Genomic DNA, 16,422 nt, shown 5'->3' on the forward strand with positions numbered 1-16,422 from the left:
CTATAGTAGGCTGACGTCATGATCATATTTTTCGGCAGGAAATAACGTCACGCTATAATTGTGGTGATGGAGCTGAGCACATGAAGATCGGGTTAGGCGCTGTGATTGTTGCCGCGGGGAAAGGAACCCGGATGAATACGCCCGAAAGCAAGCAGTATTTGCTTTTAGAGGATAAGCCGATTCTCGTACATACGATACAGGCGTTTGAGCGCTTCGCTCTCATAGAGCATATTACCGTCGTCGTAGGATCGGAACATATAGAGAGAGTCCAGAATTGGACGAGCAGGTACGAGTTTAAGAAGCAGGTGAAGGTTGTAGCTGGCGGCAAGGATCGGCAGGAGTCGGTATACGAAGGCTTGAAGCAACTACCTGAGAATATCGAGTGGGTGCTTATCCACGACGGTGTTCGTCCATTTATTTTGCAGGAACAGATGCAGGCCTGCTGGGAAGCGGCGCAGATTACAGGCTCCGCCGTATTGGCGGTGCCTGTGAAGGATACGATTAAAACCGTCGGTTCGGATATGCGGATAAAAAATACACCGGACAGACAGAGCTTGTGGGCCGTTCAAACCCCGCAAGCTTTTCGTGTTTCCGAAATCGCAGATGCACATAGACGTGCGGCATCAGAGGGCTACGTTGGAACAGATGACGCGTCCTTGATGGAAAGGATGGGGCGTCCGGTGCAAGTTGTTATGGGAGATTATCGCAATATCAAAATTACAACACCGGAGGATTTACGCATCGCCTCAGTTATTTTAGAGGAAATCAGAACAGCCCAATCGTAAAGCCTCAGGTACCTCATAAAGAGATGATGCGTGTGATACAACTATTCTTTATTAAAAATATGAACTGGGGAGAGGAATTTCATTGATTCGAGTAGGACAGGGCTTTGATGTACATCAATTTGCGGAAGGACGCAAATGTATGATCGGGGGAATCGACATTCCTTATGAAAAAGGGCTGCTTGGCCATTCTGACGCTGATGTTTTGCTCCATGCCATTACGGATGCCGTATTAGGAGCACTTGCCAAAGGGGATATTGGAAAGCATTTTCCTGATACAGACCCCGAGTTTAAAGATGCCGACAGTGCACAATTGTTGAAGCAGGTATGGCAAATGGTCAAAGCTGAAGGATACAGACTTGGGAATGTGGATGCCACGATTATCGCTCAGCAGCCTAAGATGGCTCCGTATATCGAACAGATGGCAGCGAATATCGCTCGTCTGTTAGAGGCGGATGTGACGCAGGTGAACGTGAAGGCGACTACGACAGAGCGTCTGGGCTTTACAGGCAGGGGCGAAGGGATTGCAGCACAATCGGTTGTTTGTCTTGTGAAAGATATGCTATGATTTGAAAATAATTGTATCTCAAGAAAGTGGAGAGGGGTTCGTATTTCGATGACGGAACAGGTTCGTGTACGTTATGCGCCAAGTCCAACAGGACATTTACATATTGGAAATGCTAGAACGGCTTTGTTTAATTATTTGTTTGCTCGAAACCAAAATGGGAAGTTCATCGTTCGGATTGAAGATACCGATTTGAAACGGAACGTAGAGGGCGGCGTAGAAAATCAGCTGACGTTCATGAAATGGCTCGGCATCGATTGGGATGAATCGATTGACGTGGGCGGGGAGTATGGTCCATACCGTCAGACGGAGCGTCTGGATATTTATAAAGAAATTACACAGCAATTGATGGATAGCGGCTTTGCATACAAATGTTACTGCACGGAGGAAGAGCTGGAGAAGGAGCGGGAGGAGCAGGCAGCGCGCGGCGAGAATCCGAAATATTCGGGGAAGCATCGCAACTTGACGCCGGAAGAGCAGCAGGCTTTGGAAGCTGAAGGACGAATTCCGAGCATTCGCTTCAAGGTACCGGAGAATAAGACCTTTACGTTTAACGATATGGTTAAAGGAGAGGTATCCTTCAGCTCGGATGATTTCGGCGATTTCGTCATCGTGAAAAAGGATGGCATTCCAACATATAATTTCGCCGTTGTGGTAGACGATTATTTGATGAAAATTACCCACGTGCTGCGCGGGGATGACCATATTACCAATACGCCAAGACAGCTGATGATTTATGAGGCGCTGGGATGGACCGCACCTACCTTCGCGCATATGACACTGATCGTGAATGAAAACCGGAAGAAGCTGAGCAAACGAGATGAATCCATCATCCAGTTTATTGAGCAGTACAGTAATCTCGGCTATTTGCCGGAGGCGATGTTTAATTTCATCGCGCTGCTGGGCTGGTCGCCGGAAGGAGAACAAGAGCTATTCTCAAAAGAGGAGCTTATTCAGATTTTCAATCCGAACCGTCTTTCCAAGAGTCCGGCCGTCTTTGATCGCGAAAAGCTGAAATGGATGAACAATCATTATATAAAGCAGGCTGACGTGAAGCGACTGACCGATCTGTGTATTCCGCATATGCAGGATGCCGGCTATTTGTTCGACGATGTGGATGAGCCCACCTATCAGTGGACGATGCGTCTTGTGGCGCTATATCAAGAGCAGATGACCTGCGCCGCCGATATTGTGGAATTGTCCCGCTTGTTCTTCTATGAGAATGTAGAGCTTGAAGAGGAAGCAGCGGAAATTTTGGGGCAGGAGCATGTTCCAGTGGTTCTCGGAAGCTTCGTGCAGCAAGTGGATCAAGCGGAAGATTTTGAACCGGAAACCATTAAGGGTCTCCTTAAAGCAGTGCAAAAGGAGACCGGCTATAAGGGCAAGGATTTGTTCATGACGGTCCGTGCAGCGGCAACGGGGCAGACGCATGGGCGCGATCTTAATCAAACCTTGTCTCTGCTCGGCAAAAAGACCGTTCAAAAACGACTGAACGCTATATTGCAAGCCTGAGCATCAGCAAATTCCTTCTTGTGATCAAGCCAAATATGAAACGTGATCCCTTATGAAGGGGAAGCCTCCGTTGAATAGGTTTTCTCATTGTCAAACGAAAGGCGATATGCTACGATACAAGAAAAGTTGAACAAAGCGTCAAAAGCGATGAACAGGAAAGTATGCGTAGGCTGGGAATTCACAGAGAGGGCGGCCGCAACTGCTCATGAGGCAGTGGGGGCTGGAAGCTGCCTATTTCCCCTTATGAGGAAGTGCACCTGTAAGCTGCTGGGCTGACGCGAATGGGGATCAGAGGAAACTCATTCGTTAGGTCCTGCCGTCCGGCCGCGTTAAGGTCATGAGAGGGTACAGTCTTCGTCAAGTTAGGCTGTGCCAAGCAGAGTGGAACCGCGTCATGACGTCTCTGCAGCGATATCGCTGCAGAGACTTTTTTGTTACCTATCATTGCTGCGCTTTAGACAGATAGACAGCCAAGTGTTTCACATTCATCAGGCGAATATAGATGACGAATGGGGGGAGAGGTGCCAATGTTCAAGACGATCAGATCCGATATTCAAGCAGTTTTTGACAACGACCCGGCGGCACGCAGCGTTTTTGAAGTGATATTTACGTATTCGGGTCTGCATGCCATTTGGGCACATCGCATCGCTCATTGGTTTTTCAGACACGGCTGGTATACGATAGCCAGAATCATTTCGCAGTTGAGTCGATTTTTTACCGGAATTGAGATTCACCCGGGGGCTAAGATTGGCAATCGATTTTTCATTGACCATGGAATGGGCGTCGTCATTGGGGAAACGTGTGAGATTGGTGACGATGTTGTGGTCTACCAAGGGGTTACTTTAGGCGGGACCGGCAAGGAAAAAGGAAAGCGGCATCCGACGATTGGGAACAATGTTGTCATCAGCTCTGGGGCTAAAGTGTTGGGTTCGTTCAGTGTAGGCGACAATACGCTGATTGGGGCCAATGCGGTTGTCTTGAAGGAAGTCCCCCCGAATTGCACGGTTGTTGGCATTCCGGGTAGAATTGTAAAGAGAGACGGCATTCGTGTAGATAAGCTGGATCACAGCAAGCTGCCGGATCCGGTGATGGAAGTGTGCAAAGGGATGCAGGATGAAATTGAACGGCTGCAACAACAAATTAGGCAAATGGAACAAATGGAGGAAAAGAAGAAGAATGAGCTTACACATTTATAATTCGCTGACAAGGCGAAAGGAACCGTTTCAACCGCTTGAGCCAGGAAAAGTGAAAATGTATGTGTGCGGCCCTACCGTCTATGACTATATTCATATCGGAAATGCGAGACCGGTCATTGTCTTTGACGTCGTTCGAAGATATTTGGAAAACCAAGGCTATGAGGTTCGCTTTGTTCAGAATTTTACGGATGTGGACGATAAGCTGATCAAACGTTCCAACGAAAGAGGAGAATCGGTTCCGGTTCTGGCTGAACGGTATATTGAAGCGTTCTACGAGGATGTAGAAGCTCTAAAGGTGAAGAAAGCGACCGTCCATCCGCGAGTGACGGAAAATATCGATGAAATCATCGCTTTTATTTCCGTTCTAGTCGATCGGGACATTGCTTACGAGAAGGACGGAGACGTTTATTTCCGCACCTCTAAATTCGAAGAGTACGGGAAGCTGTCGCATCAAAATCTCGATGAGCTTCAATACGGCATTCGGATTGAAGTCGATGAGCGCAAGGAAAGTCCGCAGGATTTTGTGCTGTGGAAAGCAGCGAAGCCGGGAGAAATTTATTGGAGCAGCCCGTGGGGAGACGGTCGTCCGGGTTGGCATATTGAATGCTCGGCGATGGCGCGCAAATATTTAGGGGACACGATCGATATTCACGGCGGCGGTCAAGATTTGCAGTTTCCGCATCATGAGTGTGAAATCGCGCAGTCGGAGTCGCTGACCGGAAAGCCATTCGCCAGGTACTGGATGCATAACGGATATATTCAGTTTAATCATGTGAAAATGTCCAAATCTTTGGGCAACGGGGTTAATGTAAGGGAACTGAGGAAAAAATATTCACCAGAAGCGTTAAGGTACTTTATGCTTTCCGCCCACTACCGCAATCCGCTGAATTTCAGTGAAGAAGCGATGACACAAGCGGTACAAAGCTCATCGAGGCTGGAAATCGGTCTGCAAAACTTGAAATATGCTTTGGATAAAGCGCTGGATCGGCATGACGAAGATGAAGCTCAGCTGATCGCCAAGGTCGATGACGCCGTGCAGCTATTTCATCAGAAGATGCAGGATGATTACAATACACCGGATGCCATTACAGCTATGTTCTTGGTGTTAAACGAAGCGAATCAATATTTAAGCCGTCAAGAAGGACTAAGCCGTAAAGTGCTGGGGCATATGGCAGCAGCGCTGGAGATGATGAATTCAGTACTCGGCATCATTCCAGTGCAGGAGGAGCAGCTTCTGGACGAGCAAGTTGAGCAGCTGATTCAGGAAAGGACCCAGGCCCGCAAGGATAGAAACTGGGCAAGAGCGGATGAAATTCGCGATCAGCTGCAGGAGCAGGGCATTATATTGGAAGATACCCCTCAAGGCATTCGCTGGCGGAGAAAGTAGAGCGTGCATACGATGGAACATCAACTGGAAATGATGGGTCGGCTGTTCGAGCCTTCCAAGCGGCCCGAACTGCTTCACCCCCTTGTACTTGCCTACATTGGAGACGGCGTGTATGAGGTGTTTGTTAGACAGCACCTGTTGTCCCGGAAAAACCACAAGCCGCATCATCTGCAGAAAGAAGCGGTGAAGTACGTCTCAGCGAAGGCCCAAGCAAAAGCACTGGAGAAGCTGATGCCTTCGCTCACTGAACCTGAACAAGAATTCGTGCGCCGCGGAAGAAACGCCAAATCAGGCACGATTCCGAAGAATGCTTCTGTGGCAGAGTATCGGCACAGCACCGCTTTCGAGTGCTTGATCGGATATTTATATTGCACGAAGCAGTACAGCAGGCTGCAGGACATCATATTACGCGTCATTCAAGAGGAGGATTAACTTGGGAGAATATATTGGAGGAAAGCATGCAGTAATAGAAGCGCTGCGTGCCGGCAGGGAAATCCATAAAGTATTTGTTTCCCTTCAAGCTCAGCCCCATCTGACGCAGCCCATCATGCAAGCAGCCAAAGCAGCAGGGATCGTCGTGCAGAAAGTGGATAAAAAGAAGCTCGATCAGATGGCAGAAGGTATTCAGCATCAAGGAGTCATCGCCCAAGTCGCCTCTGCTGAATACATAGAGCTTGAAGATTTAATGGAGCAAATCCGTGAGAAGGAAGCACCGGCTTTTTTGCTCATTCTGAATGAATTAGAGGATCCGCATAATCTAGGATCTATACTGAGAACAGCAGAATGCACCGGGGTAGACGGTATTATCATACCGAAGCGCAGGTCGGTCGGTCTGACGGCTACTGTCGCCAAAACATCGGTGGGTGCCGTTGAATATGTGCCGGTTGCGCGGGTTTCCAATTTGGCACAGACGATGGAGAAGCTGAAGGAAGCGGGTATATGGATCGTCGGAGCGGATGGCTCGGCCGATCAGGAGGTTTACGATGTGGATTTGAAAATTCCGATTGCGATCGTCATTGGGAATGAGCATAAGGGGATGAACCGCATCGTACGGGAAGGCTGCGATTTTGTGGCCAAGCTTCCAATGTACGGAAAGATCAATTCGCTGAATGCATCCGTCGCTGCAGGTCTATTCATGTATGAGGTGGTCCGGCAAAGATACGGCAAAGGGTAGTCCGGTACGATGGTGCAGGACATTTTGATTGTGGACGGCTACAACATGATCGGGGCATGGCCGAATCTGAGGAGACTGGCGGACGAGAATCTCTTAGAAGACGCGAGGGACGAGTTGATATCGATGCTTGCCGATTATCAAGGCTTCAGCGGCATGAAAGTCATTCTCGTCTTCGACGCGCACCAAGTGCCCGGACTGGGGAAAAGATATAGGCAGAGCAGATTGGACATTCGTTATACGAAAGAGAAGGAAACGGCAGATGAATGTATCGAAAGGCTCGTTTATGAATGGTTGAATAGGAGAACCCGGATTTATGTTGCGACGTCGGACAATGTAGAACAGCATGTTATTTTTGGCAAGGGAGCGCTTAGGTTGCCGGCAAGAGAGCTCTTTATAGCCATAGAGGAAAATCGTAAAGAAATGCGCAGAAAAATCAAGGAAACGGAAGCTAAACCGAGGAATTCCTTTGAAAGTAAGCTGGGCGATGAGCTGAAAATGAAGCTCGAAAGATGGAGAAGAGGCGAGACACCTTAGCATATAATCCCACCCACCGCAGGGTTGTTCGCAAAATTTGTTTGACGGTTTATCCTTACTTCATGTATACTAATCCTATCTTTTGTAGGAATGACAAGGGTTTTCAGCCTTGTAGGCCGGAGGGATAACATGAGTGTCGACCTCAACGATCTCTTGACGAGTGAGTATGACCTCAAGACAGATGAAGAAATTGTCGAAGCGGTCCGAGAAGGCGATAGCAGTGCATTAGAGTTCTTGATTAACAAATATAAGAACTTTGTCAGAGCTAAAGCCCGGTCTTATTTTTTGATTGGCGCGGATCGCGAGGATATCGTCCAAGAAGGCATGATAGGATTATATAAATCTATTCGCGATTTTCGCGGAGACAAGCTGGCTTCTTTTAAAGCCTTTGCTGAACTCTGCATTACTCGCCAAATCATTACCGCCATAAAAACAGCTACCCGTCAAAAGCATATACCGCTTAATTCATATGTTTCATTGGACAAGCCTATTTATGATGAAGATTCCGATCGAACGCTGCTCGATATCATTTGCGGATCAAGAATGTCTGATCCGGAAGAGTTGATGATCAATAAAGAAGAGTTTAGCGGCTTGGAAGATAAAATGAGCGAATTGCTGAGTGATTTGGAGAGGCAAGTGCTCATGCTTTACTTAGATGGCCGTTCCTATCAGGAAATCGCGGTGGACTTGAAACGACATGTAAAGTCGATAGACAATGCCCTTCAGAGAGTGAAGCGAAAGCTGGAGCGATATTTGGAGGTCAGAGATAACGGTTTGTAAACGCGGCACCTTTTTAAAAAGAAAAGGGTGTCTTTTTAATTGGGCGGATTTGAAATAGACATGTTTATTGTCGGCGGAATCGGACGATAATGTGGAATAGATTACCGCATAAGAATAAGGGTTCGTTTGTCAAGCTTATTCTTGACACGCCATAACCCATGTGATACAGTTTTTTAGGTAGCCCTAAATATGCGCAGGTATTGGGATGGAAATGTTTGAAATAAAGAAGCTTCTTTATCCTTTAGGTAGTTGCAGGAGGTGGATGACATGCGGGTGACGGTTACACTAGCTTGCACAGATTGCAAGCAAAGAAATTACACGTCCAATAAGAACAAGAAGACTCACCCAGACCGCTTGGAATTGAAGAAATATTGCAAATTCTGCAATGCACATACCACTCATCGCGAGACCAGGTAATAACTGGGAGGTGTAGTCATGGCGTTCTTAGGCAGAGTGAAGAAAGGGTTTGGCTCTACGTTTTCTTTCTTTTCTGACAGTTGGGCAGAATTAAAAAAGGTCAAATGGCCTAAACGCAAAGAGCTTGTTTCCTATACGATCGTTGTGTTGGTAACGGTTATCTTTGTAGCTGTTTATTTCGCATTGCTCGACTTAGGTTTATCTGAGCTGATTCGCTTGGTGTTTGACTAAGCAGTTTTCAAAGGTGGCTTTTTTTATGGAAAAAAGATGGTACGTGGTTCATACTTACTCGGGTTACGAGAATAAGGTGAAGGCAAATCTGGAGAAACGCGTGGAATCCATGGCGATGCAGGATAAGATCTTTCGCGTGCTTGTTCCGATGGAAGAAGAGCTTGTCAATCGGGATGGCAAGAAGAAAGTCGTCATGCGCAAAGTGTATCCTGGATACGTATTGGTGGAGATGATCCAGACTGACGATTCATGGTATGTCGTTCGCAACACACCGGGTGTTACCGGATTTGTGGGATCGACTGGATCCGGATCGAAGCCAACGCCGCTTCTTCCCGACGAAGTAGACGCGATCCTCAAGCATATGGGCATTGAGGAGCCTAAGCCGAAAATTGACTTTGAGCTGAAAGAGACAGTGAAGGTAAAAGTAGGTCCATTTGCCAACTTTGTCGGAACCGTTGAAGAAATTCAAACCGACAAAAGCAAAGTCAAAGTACTTGTGAACATGTTTGGCAGAGAAACCCCTCTTGAATTGGATTTCCATCAAGTGGAAAAGGTGTAGCCGCCTGGTTTTCGAGCGTTTTTCCAAAGCTGATGATCCTGCATGCCGATACAAGATCTAATATGGCTGGAAAAATGTTGGCTTTGGCATGAATCCATTGTTATGCTAAAATGATTCGTGCTGTATAGTGGGAGGGCATGTCCCGTTTAACCACAACTATGGCAAGGAGGTGTGTCGCATGGCTAAAAAGGTTATTAAAATGGTGAAACTGCAAATTCCTGCAGGTAAAGCGAATCCTGCTCCTCCAGTAGGTCCTGCTTTGGGTCAAGCTGGTGTGAACATTATGGCTTTCTGTAAGGAGTTTAACGCTCGTACGCAAGAACAAGCGGGTTTAATCATTCCTGTTGAAATCTCTGTATTCGAAGACCGTTCCTTCACCTTCATTACTAAAACTCCTCCGGCTGCAGTGCTGTTGCTGAAAGCTGCTGGAATCGAGAAAGGTTCTGGAGTGCCGAACAAGAACAAAGTGGCAAAAGTGAAGCGTGACAAAGTCAAAGAGATCGCAGAAACAAAAATGCCTGACCTGAACGCTGCATCTGTTGAAGCTGCAATGCGCATGGTTGAAGGTACTGCCCGCAGCATGGGTATCGAAATCGTAGACTAATCCCAGCGGGTATCTGTGGGAGGATTATCCGTTATGACCACAAAGGAGGAAGAACGATGGCTAAACACGGCAAGAAGTATCAAGAAGCTGTGAAGATGATAGATCAAGAAGCTCTGTACGAAGCTCGTGAAGCGATGGAGCTTGTGAAAAAAGCATCTACAGCTAAATTTGATGAAACAGTCGAAGTTGCTGTTCGTCTAGGCGTAGATCCTAAGAAACAAGATCAGGCTGTCCGCGGTGTAGTAGTACTGCCTCACGGAACAGGTAAAACCAAGAAAGTTCTTGTATTTGCGAAAGGCGATAAAGCCAAAGAAGCAGAAGCTGCCGGCGCTGATTATGTAGGCGATCAAGATATGATCAACAAAATTCAGCAAGGCTGGTTCGAATTCGATGTCTGCGTAGCGACACCGGATATGATGAGTGAAGTCGGTAAGTTGGGTCGTCTGCTTGGTGGTAAAGGTTTAATGCCTAACCCGAAAGCAGGTACAGTCACTTTCGACGTTGCGAAAGCAGTGCAAGAGATTAAAGCCGGTAAAATCGAGTTTCGTCTTGATAAAGCAGGCCAAATCCATGCACCACTTGGCAAAGTGTCCTTCGAAGAGGACAAACTGGCTGAGAACTTGAACACTCTTCTGGACGCTTTGCAAAGAGCGAAACCAGCAGCTGCGAAAGGTACCTACTTGAAGAACGTTGCCGTATCTTCGACAATGGGACCAAGCGTAAGAGTGAAGCTTTAATTTCCAATTGAATCCATTTGCTTGACAGGAGCTTTGCTCCGTGATAGTCTAATTGAGGCATTGGGAATTATACCGAAATTGAATATGCTTACCGTAGACAGTAGGTGCCGTAAGGCTTAATTTCCTACCGAGGTGTTGTGAATAGATTGCATACCGATCGTGCTTCGGCTTGACGGATATCTATAATATCGCCTTCGTAGAGTCTACGGAGGCTTTTAACATTTCAAGACCATTCCACACTTAAAGATTAGGAGGTGTGACCCTTGCCTAACGCAAAAGTTCTAGAACAAAAACAACAAAAGGTTTCTGAAGTGAGCGAGAAGCTGCGTGATAGTGCCAGCACTGTCATTGCGGACTACCGCGGACTGAACGTAGCTCAAGTGACAGAACTTCGTAAAACGCTGCGCGAAGCAGGTGTTGAATTCGAAGTATTGAAAAACACTTTGATGAGACGTGCGACTGCAGAGACGGAGTTAACGGATTTGGACGAACATTTAACTGGACCAACTGCGGTTGCTTTTAGTAAAGAGGATGCAGTTGCGGCTGCGAAAATTTTGTCCCAGTTTGCGAAAAAGAACGAGCACTTGAAAATTAAAGCCGGTGTTGTCGAAGGTAAAGTGGTTTCCGAAAGTGAAATCAAAGCTTTGGCAGACCTTCCTTCCAGAGAAGGACTTCTTTCCATGTTGCTCAGCGTGCTTCAAGCACCTGTGCGCAACTTCGCGCTTGCAGTTAAAGCTGTTTCTGAGAAAGACGGAGAAGCACAGCAAGCTTAATTGTCATATTGAACTGAACGCGTCCTAGAACGCAACAAAAAAATAACATTTTACATGGAGGTTTACCATGAGCAAAGAGCAAATTATTGAAGCCATTAAAGGTATGACTGTTCTTGAACTGAACGATCTTGTAAAAGCAATTGAAGAAGAATTCGGAGTAACTGCTGCAGCTCCTGTAGCTGTAGTTGGCGGAGCTGCTGCTGGCGGCGATGCAGCTGCTGAGCAAAGCGAATTTGATGTTATCTTGGCAAACGCTGGTGCATCCAAAATCAACGTTATCAAAGTGGTTCGCGAAATCACTGGCCTTGGCTTGAAAGAAGCGAAAGAGCTTGTTGACAATGCACCAAAACCATTGAAAGAAAAAGTATCCAAAGAAGATGCAGAAGCTTTAAAAGCAAAATTAGAAGAAGCTGGCGCAACTGTAGAAGTAAAATAATTATTCTTTGTCTTTCATTCAGTCCCCTTGAATTTTTCAAGGGGACTGTTTCATAGTTATGAACGGTAGAATGGATATAATAAGTTTCAGTTAAAGATTTTGAGAACAATGGCGTTTTTTTGGGAGGTTATTATGTCCGATCATTATTACAGCCCTAAACCTTCAGCTGAGCATGATGTTAGACAAATTAGCGAAACCATCCGAGATATTCGGCTAACCTTCCATACTGATGCCGGTGTGTTTTCCAAGGGCGGCATTGATTTTGGCAGTAGAGTGCTAATTGAGAGTCTGGAGATTCCAGATAGGGCGCGTCTTTTGGATGTCGGCTGTGGTTATGGCCCGATCGGACTGTTTGCCGCGAAGCTTGCAGCGGATGTGCAGGTCACTATGGTTGATGTAAATGAACGGGCGCTGGAGCTTGCCAAGCGCAATGCAAAAGTAAATGGAATCGACAACGTCGAGGTTCTGCAGAGTGATCGGTTTAGCGCACTTGATAATCGAATGTTTGAGATGATCGTAACGAATCCGCCGATTCGAGCAGGTAAAGAAGTGGTACATTCTATCTTTGATGAATCAGAACGGCATCTGGTACCAGGCGGAACTTTGTGGATTGTGATTCAAAAGAAGCAGGGTGCACCATCGGCTTTAGAGAAGTTGAAATCGATATTCTCGGAAGTCGAGGAAGTGGCCAAGCGAAAGGGCTATCGTATCTATAAAGCGACCAAATCGCTTGAATCATAAATGTGGTGGGATTGCAAGATTGAAATAATGATAACGTAAGAATAAGTTGACTGTGGTGCCAGCCTATGTTATTATTATTTAATGTCAGTATTAGGATGCTCTATATGTCTTTAGTTGAGTAAAATGTCAAGAATTTTTTCTCAGCATGAGGAATAAAAAAAGGGCATTTTACGTATAATATTAAGATTTTGGGCAAATCTACATGATAAGGATAAAAAATGGGAACAGAGAAAAGGACAGGAATATATCCGGCTTTCACAGGAAGTTTCAGCGTTTTGCAGAGGATTTATTCTTGGTCGGCTGCCTACTTGACTTGAATGATCTGGAACTGTCTTGATCGGGCAAGGTGATAGTGGGGGGCTTTGTTTTGTTTTCATTTTTTTCTTTGCAATTTGCGTCAATAGACATAAGGGGTGAAGGGAAGTTGGCAGGTAAACTTGTTCAATACGGACGCCGCACGCGCAGAAGTTATGGCCGTATCAATGAAGTGCTGGATATTCCGAATCTGATCGAAATTCAGCAGAAATCCTACCAATGGTTTTTGGATGAAGGATTGCGTGAAATGTTTCAAGATATTTCACCGATTCAAGATTTCACAGGCAATTTGGTGCTCGAGTTCATTGATTATAGTCTCGGTGAACCTAAATATGCCGTGGATGAATGTAAGGAGCGTGACGTTACATACGCCGCCCCGTTAAGAGTAAAGGTTCGTCTGTTAAATAAGGAAACAGGGGAAGTCAAAGAGCAAGAAGTGTTCATGGGCGATTTCCCGCTGATGACGGAAACAGGTACTTTTATTATTAACGGTGCTGAACGGGTTATCGTCAGCCAGCTTGTTCGTTCTCCTAGCGTCTATTTCAGCACAAAAGTAGATAAGAACGGGAAGAAAGCCTATACCGCGACTGTCATTCCGAACCGTGGTGCTTGGTTGGAGCTTGAGACAGACGCGAAGGATATTATATATGTTCGAATTGACCGCACGCGCAAAATCCCGGTGACGGTTCTGCTTAGAGCGCTCGGTTTCGGTACAGATCAAGAAATCATTGATTTGTTGGGTGACGAGGAGTTCGTGCGCAATACCTTGGATAAGGATAATACGGACTCTACCGATAAAGCGCTGATTGAAATTTATGAAAGACTTCGTCCGGGCGAGCCGCCTACATTGGACAACGCGAAGAGCTTGCTCGTTGCACGCTTCTTTGATCCAAAACGGTATGATTTGGCGAACGTAGGACGATACAAGATCAATAAAAAGCTGCATATTAAAAACCGTCTGTTTAATCAACGGCTTGCAGAAACATTGGTGAACCCTGAGACGGGTGAAATTCTTGCCGAAGCTGGACAATTGGTTGACCGTCGTTTGCTCGATGAGATCATGCCGTACTTGGAGCAGGGCATCAATTTGAAGAACTATAACGTGCAGAGCGGAGTTCTGGACGCGAATCAAATTCCAATGCAGGTCATTGACGTTTTCTCGCCGATCGAGGATGGAAAAGTGATCAAGGTGATATCCAACGGTTATATCGAGAAGAACGTTAAGCATATTACGCCTGCGGATATTATTGCTTCTATTAATTATTTCATTAATTTGCTGCATGGCGTCGGAGATACAGATGATATCGACCATCTAGGCAACCGTCGTCTGCGTTCCGTAGGCGAGCTGCTCCAGAACCAATTCCGTATTGGTCTCTCCCGTATGGAAAGAGTCGTTCGTGAGCGGATGTCTATTCAGGACGCCAGCACGATTACACCGCAGCAGTTGATTAACATTCGTCCTGTGATTGCGGCAATTAAAGAGTTCTTCGGAAGTTCCCAGCTGTCACAATTTATGGACCAGACGAACCCGCTTGCGGAGCTTACGCACAAACGCCGTCTCTCTGCATTGGGACCAGGCGGTCTGACCAGGGAACGCGCAGGCTTCGAGGTTCGTGACGTTCATAATTCACACTATGGGCGGATGTGTCCGATTGAGACGCCTGAGGGACCAAACATTGGTTTGATCAACTCACTCTCGACATTCGCGAGAATTAATGTGTACGGATTTATCGAGGCGCCGTACCGTTGGGTTGACCCAAAGACACATCAAGTTACGGAAAAAATTGATTATTTGACAGCCGACGAAGAAGATAATTACGTCATTGCGCAGGCCAATGCGGAGCTGAACGAGAACGGATCGTTCGTACAGGAAAATATCATTGTTCGTTATAACAAAACGTCGGATAACATCTTAACGCTGCCTAGAGAACGGGTAGACTACATGGACGTTTCGCCGAAACAGGTCGTGTCTGTGGCGACGGCGCTGATTCCATTCTTAGAGAACGACGACTCCAACCGTGCGCTCATGGGTTCGAACATGCAGCGGCAGGCCGTTCCACTGCTCGTTCCGAGAGCGCCGTTGGTAGGAACTGGGATGGAACATAAGTCTGCGAAAGACTCCGGAGTTTGTATTGTATCCAAATATAACGGAGTTATTGAAAAAGTGTCGGCCAAAGAAATTTTGCTTCGCAGACAAGAAATGGTTGACGGTCGGTTGGTAAACGGAGATCTGGTGCGTTATAAGATCACGAAATTCACCCGGTCCAACCAAGGGACGTGCATCAACCAACGTCCGATCGTACGCAAAGGAGATATCATTAAGGTCGGAGATATCTTGGCGGATGGACCTTCCACGGAACAAGGCGAATTGGCACTGGGTCAAAACGTAGTCGTCGCCTTTATGACATGGGAGGGCTACAACTACGAAGATGCGATTCTGCTTAGTGAAAAGCTCGTAAAAGAAGATGTATATACATCGATTCATATTGAAGAGTACGAATCCGAAGCCCGAGATACAAAGCTGGGTCCTGAAGAAATTACACGTGACATTCCGAATGTTGGTGAAGACGCGCTGAAGAATTTGGATGAACGTGGAATTATTCGGGTTGGTGCGGAGATCGCTGCCGGCGACATTCTGGTTGGTAAAGTAACGCCTAAAGGGGTAACGGAGCTGACAGCGGAAGAGCGTCTGCTGCACGCTATTTTCGGCGAAAAGGCTCGTGAAGTTCGCGATACTTCCTTGCGCGTTCCGCATGGAACAGACGGAATCGTTGTCGATGTTAAAGTGTTTACAAGAGAAAACGGAGATGAGCTTCCTCCAGGAGTTAACCAGCTGGTACGTGTCTATATTGCTCAGAAACGGAAGATCTCTGAAGGGGATAAGATGGCGGGACGTCACGGTAACAAAGGGGTTATCGCCCGCATTATGCCAGAAGAAGATATGCCGTTCCTGCCGGATGGAACGCCAGTACAGGTTGTTCTTAATCCGCTCGGCGTGCCGTCTCGGATGAATATTGGACAGGTGTTGGAAGTCCATTTGGGCATGGCTTGTAAACGACTTGGCATTCATGCAGCTACTCCGGTGTTTGACGGAGCGACAGAGCATGACGTGTTTGATACGATGGAAGAAGCAGGCATGCAGCGCAATGGTAAAACGATACTTTACGACGGCAGAACGGGTGAACCGTTCGAAAGAGAAGTTACCGTTGGGGTCATGTATATGATTAAGCTCGCGCACATGGTTGATGATAAAATTCATGCTCGTTCCACGGGACCATACTCGCTTGTTACGCAGCAGCCGCTGGGCGGTAAGGCTCAGTTCGGCGGACAACGTTTCGGAGAGATGGAGGTTTGGGCGCTTGAAGCATATGGCGCCGCTTATACGCTGCAGGAGATTTTGACGGTCAAGTCTGATGATGTCGTTGGACGCGTTAAAACATACGAAGCGATCGTGAAGGGCGAGAATGTACCTGAACCTGGAGTGCCAGAGTCCTTTAAGGTATTGATTAAAGAACTTCAAAGCTTGGGGATGGACGTTAAAATCTTGTCCGAAGATGAAGAAGAAATCATCATGAAAGAGATTGACGAAGATGACGACAGCTCCAGTGAAAGACTTAGCTTGAATCTTGAAGGCGCTGAAGCAGGTAACGAGTAATTGAGTCAAGTGTAACCACTACAC

General features: G+C 46.7%; 18 protein-coding genes and 1 other annotated feature. All 18 genes read left to right on the plus strand.

The features are described 5' to 3' along the window. Nucleotides 1-80: 80 nt before the first annotated feature. The 18 genes from ispD (at nt 81) to rpoB (ending at nt 16,398) form a co-directional block, all read left to right on the plus strand. Nucleotides 81-785, plus strand: coding sequence for a 2-C-methyl-D-erythritol 4-phosphate cytidylyltransferase (gene ispD / locus ACFPXP_RS15965; RefSeq protein ID WP_379895329.1), 705 nt, complete (start codon nt 81-83; stop codon nt 783-785). An 82-nt stretch (nt 786-867) separates the two neighbouring features. Beyond that, the gene (gene ispF, locus ACFPXP_RS15970; protein ID WP_379895330.1) at nt 868-1,350 is read left to right on the plus strand and encodes a 2-C-methyl-D-erythritol 2,4-cyclodiphosphate synthase; all 483 of its coding nucleotides are present in this window, start codon (nt 868-870) and stop codon (nt 1,348-1,350) included. 48 nt (nt 1,351-1,398) lie between these two features. Beyond that, nucleotides 1,399-2,859, plus strand: a complete 1,461-nt coding sequence (gene gltX / locus ACFPXP_RS15975; protein ID WP_379895331.1) for a glutamate--tRNA ligase — start codon at nt 1,399-1,401, stop codon at nt 2,857-2,859. Nucleotides 2,860-3,386: 527 nt separating this feature from the next. Continuing rightward, nucleotides 3,387-4,055, plus strand: a complete 669-nt coding sequence (cysE, locus tag ACFPXP_RS15980; RefSeq protein ID WP_379895332.1) for a serine O-acetyltransferase — start codon at nt 3,387-3,389, stop codon at nt 4,053-4,055. Next, nucleotides 4,036-5,442, plus strand: coding sequence for a cysteine--tRNA ligase (cysS, locus tag ACFPXP_RS15985; RefSeq protein WP_379895333.1), 1,407 nt, complete (start codon nt 4,036-4,038; stop codon nt 5,440-5,442). Before cysE ends, cysS begins: the two co-directional genes overlap by 20 nt. A 12-nt stretch (nt 5,443-5,454) precedes the next feature. After that, nucleotides 5,455-5,874: a Mini-ribonuclease 3 gene (locus ACFPXP_RS15990; protein WP_379895401.1), complete on the plus strand. Its 420-nt coding sequence runs from the start codon at nt 5,455-5,457 to the stop codon at nt 5,872-5,874. Nucleotide 5,875: 1 nt separating this feature from the next. After that, nucleotides 5,876-6,616, plus strand: a complete 741-nt coding sequence (gene rlmB, locus ACFPXP_RS15995; RefSeq protein WP_379895334.1) for a 23S rRNA (guanosine(2251)-2'-O)-methyltransferase RlmB — start codon at nt 5,876-5,878, stop codon at nt 6,614-6,616. 9 nt (nt 6,617-6,625) lie between these two features. Continuing rightward, nucleotides 6,626-7,150 (plus strand): NYN domain-containing protein, encoded by a 525-nt coding sequence (locus ACFPXP_RS16000; RefSeq protein WP_379895336.1) that lies wholly within the window; start codon nt 6,626-6,628, stop codon nt 7,148-7,150. Between the two features lie 129 nt (nt 7,151-7,279). Continuing rightward, nucleotides 7,280-7,930 (plus strand): RNA polymerase sporulation sigma factor SigH, encoded by a 651-nt coding sequence (gene sigH, locus ACFPXP_RS16005; protein WP_379895338.1) that lies wholly within the window; start codon nt 7,280-7,282, stop codon nt 7,928-7,930. A gap of 267 nt (nt 7,931-8,197) precedes the next feature. Next, entirely contained in the window at nt 8,198-8,347 is a 150-nt protein-coding gene (gene rpmG / locus ACFPXP_RS16010; RefSeq protein WP_379895339.1) for a 50S ribosomal protein L33, read from the plus strand. A gap of 18 nt (nt 8,348-8,365) precedes the next feature. After that, nucleotides 8,366-8,578: a preprotein translocase subunit SecE gene (gene secE / locus ACFPXP_RS16015; RefSeq protein ID WP_379895340.1), complete on the plus strand. Its 213-nt coding sequence runs from the start codon at nt 8,366-8,368 to the stop codon at nt 8,576-8,578. Between the two features lie 25 nt (nt 8,579-8,603). Next, entirely contained in the window at nt 8,604-9,137 is a 534-nt protein-coding gene (gene nusG / locus ACFPXP_RS16020) for a transcription termination/antitermination protein NusG (RefSeq protein WP_379895341.1), read from the plus strand. A gap of 178 nt (nt 9,138-9,315) precedes the next feature. After that, nucleotides 9,316-9,741 carry a 50S ribosomal protein L11 gene (gene rplK / locus ACFPXP_RS16025; RefSeq protein WP_379895342.1) on the plus strand — a complete coding sequence of 142 codons (426 nt, stop codon included), beginning with the start codon at nt 9,316-9,318 and terminating at the stop codon, nt 9,739-9,741. Nucleotides 9,742-9,797: 56 nt separating this feature from the next. Beyond that, on the plus strand, nt 9,798-10,478 hold the full coding sequence (gene rplA, locus ACFPXP_RS16030; RefSeq protein ID WP_379895343.1) for a 50S ribosomal protein L1: 681 nt from the start codon (nt 9,798-9,800) through the stop codon (nt 10,476-10,478). 73 nt (nt 10,479-10,551) lie between these two features. Beyond that, nucleotides 10,552-10,706: a sequence feature (ribosomal protein L10 leader region), on the plus strand. Nucleotides 10,707-10,741: 35 nt separating this feature from the next. Next, nucleotides 10,742-11,251, plus strand: coding sequence for a 50S ribosomal protein L10 (gene rplJ / locus ACFPXP_RS16035; protein WP_379895344.1), 510 nt, complete (start codon nt 10,742-10,744; stop codon nt 11,249-11,251). Between the two features lie 67 nt (nt 11,252-11,318). Next, on the plus strand, nt 11,319-11,687 hold the full coding sequence (rplL, locus tag ACFPXP_RS16040) for a 50S ribosomal protein L7/L12 (RefSeq protein ID WP_379895345.1): 369 nt from the start codon (nt 11,319-11,321) through the stop codon (nt 11,685-11,687). Between the two features lie 132 nt (nt 11,688-11,819). Then, entirely contained in the window at nt 11,820-12,428 is a 609-nt protein-coding gene (locus tag ACFPXP_RS16045) for a class I SAM-dependent methyltransferase (RefSeq protein ID WP_379895346.1), read from the plus strand. Between the two features lie 406 nt (nt 12,429-12,834). After that, a complete protein-coding gene (gene rpoB / locus ACFPXP_RS16050) occupies nt 12,835-16,398 on the plus strand; it encodes a DNA-directed RNA polymerase subunit beta (RefSeq protein WP_379895402.1) in 3,564 nt (1,187 codons plus the stop codon). Nucleotides 16,399-16,422 lie beyond the last annotated feature (24 nt).

Source organism: Marinicrinis lubricantis (assembly GCF_042658665.1).
Taxonomy (GTDB): domain Bacteria; phylum Bacillota; class Bacilli; order Paenibacillales; family KCTC-33676; genus Marinicrinis; species Marinicrinis lubricantis.

Bases quoted from the DNA above. Each gene is read 5' to 3' on its own strand.
- ispD (WP_379895329.1), top strand. From the start codon at position 81: ATGAAGATCGGGTTAGGCGCTGTGATTGTTGCCGCGGGGAAAGGAACC.
- gltX (WP_379895331.1), top strand. From the start codon at position 1,399: ATGACGGAACAGGTTCGTGTACGTTATGCGCCAAGTCCAACAGGACAT.
- cysE (WP_379895332.1), top strand. From the start codon at position 3,387: ATGTTCAAGACGATCAGATCCGATATTCAAGCAGTTTTTGACAACGAC.
- cysS (WP_379895333.1), top strand. From the start codon at position 4,036: ATGAGCTTACACATTTATAATTCGCTGACAAGGCGAAAGGAACCGTTT.
- ACFPXP_RS15990 (WP_379895401.1), top strand. From the start codon at position 5,455: ATGGAACATCAACTGGAAATGATGGGTCGGCTGTTCGAGCCTTCCAAG.
- ACFPXP_RS16000 (WP_379895336.1), top strand. From the start codon at position 6,626: ATGGTGCAGGACATTTTGATTGTGGACGGCTACAACATGATCGGGGCA.
- sigH (WP_379895338.1), top strand. From the start codon at position 7,280: ATGAGTGTCGACCTCAACGATCTCTTGACGAGTGAGTATGACCTCAAG.
- rpmG (WP_379895339.1), top strand. From the start codon at position 8,198: ATGCGGGTGACGGTTACACTAGCTTGCACAGATTGCAAGCAAAGAAAT.
- secE (WP_379895340.1), top strand. From the start codon at position 8,366: ATGGCGTTCTTAGGCAGAGTGAAGAAAGGGTTTGGCTCTACGTTTTCT.
- nusG (WP_379895341.1), top strand. From the start codon at position 8,604: ATGGAAAAAAGATGGTACGTGGTTCATACTTACTCGGGTTACGAGAAT.
- rplK (WP_379895342.1), top strand. From the start codon at position 9,316: ATGGCTAAAAAGGTTATTAAAATGGTGAAACTGCAAATTCCTGCAGGT.
- rplA (WP_379895343.1), top strand. From the start codon at position 9,798: ATGGCTAAACACGGCAAGAAGTATCAAGAAGCTGTGAAGATGATAGAT.
- rplL (WP_379895345.1), top strand. From the start codon at position 11,319: ATGAGCAAAGAGCAAATTATTGAAGCCATTAAAGGTATGACTGTTCTT.
- ACFPXP_RS16045 (WP_379895346.1), top strand. From the start codon at position 11,820: ATGTCCGATCATTATTACAGCCCTAAACCTTCAGCTGAGCATGATGTT.